This window comes from Brevibacterium picturae, from assembly GCF_030453725.1.
Lineage (GTDB): Bacteria > Actinomycetota > Actinomycetes > Actinomycetales > Brevibacteriaceae > Brevibacterium > Brevibacterium sandarakinum_A.
Window position 1 is genome coordinate 1 of the sequence record NZ_JAKDJU010000149.1, and the last position, 7,441, is coordinate 7,441.

Annotated in this window: 5 protein-coding genes; 4 read left to right on the top strand and 1 reads right to left on the bottom strand. The window is 61.8% G+C overall.

Annotated features, from left to right (window positions below; genetic code table 11):
* The coding region (locus L0G76_RS12560) for a hypothetical protein (protein WP_304357528.1) at positions 1 to 585 on the bottom strand (585 nt) is incomplete at its 3' end.
* 246 nt (positions 586 to 831) lie between these two features.
* On the opposite strand from L0G76_RS12560, the gene L0G76_RS12565 reads away from it, so the two are divergent.
* From L0G76_RS12565 to L0G76_RS12580, 4 genes are all read left to right on the top strand, one after another.
* Entirely contained in the window at positions 832 to 2,640 is a 1,809-nt protein-coding gene (locus L0G76_RS12565; protein ID WP_304357529.1) for an ABC transporter family substrate-binding protein, read from the top strand.
* Between the two features lie 103 nt (positions 2,641 to 2,743).
* Positions 2,744 to 4,288 carry an ABC transporter permease gene (locus tag L0G76_RS12570; protein ID WP_304357530.1) on the top strand — a complete coding sequence of 515 codons (1,545 nt, stop codon included), beginning with the start codon at positions 2,744 to 2,746 and terminating at the stop codon, positions 4,286 to 4,288.
* Positions 4,285 to 5,316: an ABC transporter permease gene (locus L0G76_RS12575; RefSeq protein WP_304357531.1), complete on the top strand. Its 1,032-nt coding sequence runs from the start codon at positions 4,285 to 4,287 to the stop codon at positions 5,314 to 5,316. The genes L0G76_RS12570 and L0G76_RS12575 overlap by 4 nt, the downstream gene beginning before the upstream one ends.
* Positions 5,316 to 7,244, top strand: coding sequence for an ABC transporter ATP-binding protein (locus L0G76_RS12580; protein WP_304357532.1), 1,929 nt, complete (start codon positions 5,316 to 5,318; stop codon positions 7,242 to 7,244). The genes L0G76_RS12575 and L0G76_RS12580 overlap by 1 nt, the downstream gene beginning before the upstream one ends.
* Positions 7,245 to 7,441 lie beyond the last annotated feature (197 nt).

Below are 7,441 nucleotides of genomic sequence, written 5' to 3' on the forward strand. Positions count from 1 at the left end.
GGGCAGGGCAGCGAAGCCGATAGCGGCCCAGACGACGGCGGCCACGAGTGCGGCGATGATGCCGAGGTTCCACCGCGTGGTGATCGTGCGTTGCCCACGTGGGTTCGACAGCTCATCATCGCCCAGGCCCGAATAGCGATCGAGCACGGTGTCGACGGCAGGATTGGGATTGTCCATCAGCCTGCGGACGCCGTGCTCGTCCTTTTCCATCTTCTTACCGCGGCCGGCCAGTGGCCACGAGGAGTAGACCTTCTCATGTGTACGCACACCTAGCCCGAAGTGGGTGTCGAACCCATCGACGAGGTTCCAGGGGATGCGGACCGAGAGCAGCGGATTGATCAGCGCGAGTTCCTGATGGCCCAGTTCGACCCGAGGAAACCGGTAGAGGACATAGACGATCGTGATGATGGCGATCGGAATGCCAGCTACCGCAAGACCGCGCGATGTGAAGTCGCCGACGACGATCGAGCCGACACCCACCACGCAGAGTCCGGCGATGACGAAGAAGAGCACCGTGGAGCTCGTTGTCCGCACGACCGTGGGCTGATTGTTCTCTGAATTGCGACCTATCTCACTGTTAACCACCTCAACATCCTATCCAGTGAGACTGCAGGATGTGTGCATGTTTCCTTGATTTCGAAACGGTAACGATTGTGAAATTTGCTCAGTATGTGGACTCAGTCACACTGCCGGGTGAATTAGCTTTGAGGCATTCCATGTGAAGAACATGAACGCGGTCACAGTCCCACCTGGGACTCACATGGCCGAATGCACTCCGGAAGTGGAATGCAAATACGAGGGTGACTCGCCCTATGACAACAAGGAGAGAACGTGAATAAACGCTTCCTCGCAGCCGGGGCGTCGGTCGCCGCGGCAGCAATGGTGCTCACCGCCTGCACCCCTCCCGGCGGTGGCGATGACAGTGAGAACAGTTCAGAGGGCTCCGTGCTCAACATCGGCTGGAACGAGGCGTTCCGCTCGATGAACACGCAGACGACGAACGGCAATGCCGTGTCGAACGCAATCGTCACGTACATGATGAACGACAATTTCGGGTTCTACGACGACGAGCTCAAGGTCCAGGACGGTGCCCTCGGCAGCATCGAGCAGGTCTCGGAAGATCCGCTCAAGGTGAAGTACACCTTCAATGACGATGCGAAGTGGTCGGACGGCACCCCCGTCGATGCAAGCGATCTCGCGCTCACCTGGGCGGCGACCTCGAGTCACTTCAACACCGTGGAATCGAACGCCAACGAGGACGGAACGCTCAAGGAGAACAGCTCCGACACCGTCTACTTCGACTCCTCAGTGGTGTCGAGTCAGCTCATCGAGGACTTCCCTGAGATGTCCGATGACGGCAAGTCGATCACCTTCTCGTACACGAAGCCCTTCGCGGACTGGAAGACGGCCTTCGGCATGGGTGCCGACGGTGTGGGCCTGCCTGCCCATCTTGTGGCCAAGAAGGCCCTGGGCCTCGACGATCCGGCGAAGGCCAAGGACGCCGTCGTCACGGCGCTCAAGGACGAGGACACCGAGAAGCTGTCGAAGATCTCGAATACCTGGAACACGGGCTTCGACTTCACCTCGATGCCGGAGGATGAGGATCTCCTGGTCCACAACGGTCCCTACAAGATGAGCGACTACAAGGAAGGTCAGTATCTGACGCTGACGCTCGACGAGAACTACACCGGCCCGAAGAAGCCGAAGGTCGAGACCGTGACGATTCGCTACAACGGCGATCCCATGGCCATGGTCCAGGCGATCGAGAACGGTGAGGTCGACTTCACCCAACCCCAGGCCACCGCAGACGTGCTCTCGGCGGCCGAAGAGCTCGAGGGCGTCACGGTCGACGCGGCAGATGGCGCGACCTATGAGCACGTCGACTTCACCTTCGACAACGGCGGTCCCTTCGATCCTGAGAGCTACGGCGGCGATGAGGACAAGGCGAACCAGGTCCGCACCGCCTTCATGAAGACTGTGCCGAGGCAGGACATCGTCGACAAGATCATCAAGCCGCTCAACCCCGAGGCGGTCGTCCGCGATTCCTACAACCAGGTTCCCGGTTCCCCGATGTACGACGAGATCGTCGAAGGATCGGGCATCGAGGACTTCGAGGACGTCGACATCGACGGTGCGAAGAAGCTTCTCGACGAGGCCGGAGCAGATGCTCCGACCGTGCGCATCATGTATGACAACACGAACGCGCGTCGTCAGCAGGAGGTTCAGCTCATCAAGGAATCGGCAGAGAAGGCCGGCTTCGAGATCAAGGACGTCGGCGACGTCAACTGGGGCAGCCGCCTCGGCGACGGCACCTATGACGCTTCGCTGTTCGGCTGGCAGTCGGAGTCCACGGGCATCACCGACTCGGACTCGAACTACCGGACGGGATCGCAGAACAACTACGGCGGCTACTCGGATGAGAAGACGGAGAAGATCCTCGATCAGATCCTCGTCGCACCCGAGGACAAGCAGGCAGAACTGTCGACGAAGCTCGAGAAGCAGCTTGTCGACGATGCCTTCGGAATCCCGATCTTCCAGCACCCGTCGCTCGTCATCCACCGGGACACCCTGAAGAACGCCTCGACGACCACCGTGACGCCGACGATCTTCTGGAACTACTGGGAGTGGGAAGTCAACTGATCCGCGCTTGACGCGATCGGTCCTTCTCCACACCATCCGCTGTGGGGATCACTGTGTGATCCCCACAGCGGCGTTTTCGGAAGATTGAAACGGACACCACACCATGATCAGATTCATCCTCAGACGACTCCTCTCGACCGCCCTCGTGCTCCTGGTCGTCACCTTCGTCCTCTACCTGCTGCTCAACGCGGCCATGGACTTCTTCTGGGACCTGCGGGCCTCGACATCGCCGAACATCGAGGACCTCTTCGAGTCACGCCGACGTCTGCTCGACCTCGACACTCCCGTCGTCATTCGCTACTTCTCCTGGCTCTCCGGCGCCGCAGGCTGCGTCATCGGACAATGTGACCTGGGAACGGCGTGGTACCAGAACCAAGAGGTCACGGACCAGCTCAAGGGCGCCATCGTCAACACGGTCAAGCTCATCACCGCGTCGACTCTGCTGGCCATCGTGCTCGGCGTGGCAGTCGGCGTCGTGTCGGCCATCCGCCAGTACACGGGCTTCGACTACTTCATCACATTCCTCTCGTTCCTCCTCTACTCGCTGCCCGTGTTCTGGGTTGCGGTGCTGCTCAAGCAGTACGGGGCCATCGAGATCAACAACTTCATGAATGAGCCCCAACTGTCGAGTTGGTGGCCGGTCGTCGTCGTCTGTCTGGCGATGGGACTGTTCTGGATGGGTGCGGTCGGCGGCGACCGGCGGCGGAGGATCATCACCTTCTGCGCCGCCACGCTGATCTCCTTCGCCACGATCTACTACATCCTTGCCAGCGGCTGGGCCCAGTCCCCGTCGATCGGCTTCGTCGGCGTCGTCGTCATCGGCGCAGGCGCGGCCGTCGTCATGACCTATCTGTCGACGGGACTGAAGAACAGACGGGTCCTGCTCGCCAGCATCACCGTTGTCGTCATCGGCGCACTGCTCTACATGCCGCTGCAGTACCTCTTCTTCTACGTGGAGATGAACTGGCTGTGGATCGTCGGGCTGCTCATCCTCGCCGCCGCGATCTGCCTCGGTGTCGGGCTGGCCTTCCGCGGTCCCGATCCCTGGGACACCGCAAGGACGACGGTCATCACCGGAGTCATCGTCGCTGTACTCATCTTCTGCGACAGGGTGCTTCAGGAATGGGACGCATACTCGAGCCATCCGGCGATCAACGGTCGTCCGATCGCGACGATCGGAGCCAGTTCGCCCAACATCGACGGCGGGTTCTGGATGACGAACCTCGATACCTTCACTCACCTGCTTCTGCCGTCGATCGCCCTCGTGCTCATCTCCTTCGCCTCCTACACCCGCTACACCCGGGGATCGATGCTCGAGGTGATGAGCCAGGACTACATCCGCACGGCGCGAGCGAAGGGCCTCAATGAGCGCACTGTCGTCATGCGCCACGCACTGCGCAACGGCCTGCTGCCCCTGGCCTCGATCGTTCCGGTCGACATCATCACGATGATCGGAGGTGCCGTGATCACGGAGACGATCTTCGGCTGGAACGGTATGGGCCGACTCTTCATCGATTCGATGAACCGCGCCGAGATCGATCCGGTCATGGCCTACATCGTCATCACGGGCCTGCTCGCCATCGTCGCCAACCTGGTCGCGGACTTCCTCTACGCCGTCCTCGACCCAAGAATTCGAGTCAACGCATGAGTACCAACAGAGACACAGACACCGCCCACGATCTCGAGGAGGTCGGTGACAATGCGATTGCGGCCAAGGAGACCGAGGGGCAGTCGCAGGGAAAGATCGTTCTGCGCAAGTTCCTTCGCCACAAGGGAGCGATGGGCGGGCTCATCGTCCTCGCTGCGATCGCAGTATTCGCTTTCACCTCCCTCGGAGTCTTCGGACTGCCCGGCTGGTGGATCTTCAACCACACGGCCTCGGGGCAGGTCGTCAATCCAGGCGGCGCACCCACCTGGTCGCTGTCGAATCCCTTCCACCTCGGTCAGCACCCCTTCGGCCAGGACGAGATCGGACGTGACAACTTCGCCCGGGTGATGAAGGGCACCCAGATCTCGATCATGGTGATGGCCATCATCGGTGGTGTGGCTCTGGTGATCGGCACCATCGTCGGGGCCCTGGCGGGCTATTACCGTGGCTGGGTCGACGCGATCCTGATGCGCATCACCGACGGCTTCATCATCCTGCCGACCATCGTCGTCGGAGCCATCCTCGGTCGTCTCGTCTCCGGCACGAACGGAGCGATACTCGGCCTCGTCCTCGGGGCGATTCTCTGGACGGGGCTGGCGCGTCTCGTCCGCGGCGACTTCCTGTCGCTGCGTGAGCGGGAATTCGTCGATTCGGCGCGAGTGGCCGGGGCCGGTGACTTCCGGATCATGTTCAAGCACATGGTGCCCAACGCCATGGGCGTCATCATCGTCAACACCACCCTGCTCATGAGCCAGGCGATCGTCCTCGAGGCAGCGCTCAGCTTCCTCGGCTTCGGCATCCAACCGCCGGACGTGTCCCTGGGTCAGCTGATCAGTGAATATCAGTCCTCATTCGCCACCCGTCCGTGGCTGTTCTGGTGGCCGGGCCTGTTCATCGTCGCCATCGCTCTGAGCATCAACTTCATCGGCGATGGTCTGCGCGATGCGTTCGACCCACGGATGAAGACGATCCCGAGCTGGAGGAAGATGAAGAAGGCCGAGCGCATGACGAAGAAAGGGGCGAAGTGATGACCGAACAGACTGAGACCTCCAAATCACCGGTCCTCGACGTCAAGGGCCTGGGAGTGAATTTCTGGGTCAACGATGAGTGGTGGATGGCCGCCGAGGACCTCAGCTACTCGGTCAACGCCGGCGAGGTTCTGGCCATCGTGGGCGAGTCCGGGTCCGGCAAATCGCAGTCGAGCATGTCGCTGCTGGGGCTGCTGCCTGGCAATGGTCGCGCCACCGGCTCAGCCAAGATGGGCAGCACCGAACTCATCGGCATGTCACCGGAGAAGATGCAGGACATCCGCGGCAATGAGATCTCCGTGATCTTCCAAGAGCCGATGACCGCGCTCAACCCGGTATACACGGCGGGGTTCCAGATCGTGGAGACCCTGCGCGTCCACCTCGATGTCGGGCCCAACGAGGCCAAGGAGCGGGCACTCGAGCTGATGCGACTCGTCGAGATCCCCGATCCTGAGGATCGCTTCAATTCGTTCCCACACCAGCTCTCGGGCGGACAGCGTCAGCGGATCATGATCGCCCAGGCGCTGGCCTGCCAGCCCAAACTGCTCATCGCCGACGAGCCGACCACAGCACTGGACGTCACCGTTCAGGCTGAGATCCTCAAGCTCATGCGGCAGCTGAAGTCGAAGCTCGACGCCGGCATCATCCTCATCACCCACGACATGGGCGTCGTCGCCGATATGGCCGACCAGATCATCGTGATGAGGGCGGGGCGCGTGGTTGAGGCCGGCGACGCTCAGCAGATCTTCTACCACCCGCAGCATCCGTACACGAAGCAGCTGCTCGAGGCCGTTCCTCACCTGGGCACAGGCATCGAGGGAGAAGCATTCGGCACCGAGCTCTCGGAGATCGAATCTGCTTCGGCGCCCGGCGACTCCGACGACCGTGTGGACCCGCACGTCGATGAGGAGCGGAAGCCTGTGGGGACGGAAGACGCCGGAGCCGCGACCGTCGCCGAAGGCGGCGCGAACCGGACCGACGACCTGGCGATGGAGGCCAAGGAGATTGCGGAGGCCGATCAGCCCAGTTTCGACCTCGAGATGGATTCGACCGAAACCTACTACCATCCGGGTTCTCAGGCCGACTTCTCGAAGCCGTCGGCTCTGCAGCTGCGTGATGCGGCGATCGAGTATCCGGCGATGGGGCGGAAGAAGGCCTTCCGCGCCGCTCATCACGTCAACCTGATGATCGCTCCAGGAGAGGTCGTGGGACTCGTGGGCGAGTCGGGTTCGGGCAAGACGACGATCGGCCGTGCCGCTCTGGGCCTCCTGCCCACCGTCGAAGGCGACATGGTCGTCAACGGCACGAGCATCAAGGGTCTGAGCAACAAGAAGATGCGGCCGCTGCGCAAGGAAGTGGGGATCGTGTTCCAGGATCCCGGCTCCTCGCTCAACCCGCGTCTGCCGGTCGGTGAATCCATCGGTGAGCCCCTGTACCTGCACGAGGGGATGAAGGGGCCACAGCTGAGCAAGAGCGTCGAAGACCTGCTCACCGCGGTCGAGCTGCCCACGTCGATGCGCAACCGCTACCCGCATGAGCTCTCGGGCGGTCAGCGGCAGAGGATCGGCATCGCTCGGGCGCTGACACTGCGTCCCAAGCTGCTCATCGCCGATGAGCCGACCTCTGCGCTGGACGTCTCGGTTCAGGCGAAGGTGCTCGACCTGTTCGAGGGGCTGCAGCAGGAATACGGGTTCGCCTGCCTGTTCATCAGCCACGACCTGGCAGTCATCGAACGCATCGCCTCCCGCATCGCGGTGATGCGTCACGGATACCTGGTGGAGATCGGGAAGAGCTCACAGGTTGTCGGCAACCCGGTTCATCCCTACACTAAACGACTGCTGTCCGCAGTTCCGGTTCCGGATCCACGGGAGCAGCGTAAGCGACGCGAGGCCAGGGACGCAGTCCTGGAGGCAACGACCGACGCCTGACTCGGGCGTCACCGGATCGGTCGGCACAGGCATTCGGTGGTCGCGGTGGACGATACGATTCTGCACAATCTGCGGATTCTCATTCGCCACTGCGAGCACCGAATGCATTCACTTTCCTCTTCCTCGTGCACAATTTTGAACACCACCTGTCATTTCCGGCAACCGGGTGGCCGTATAATGGTCTGTTGGGTCCGCAC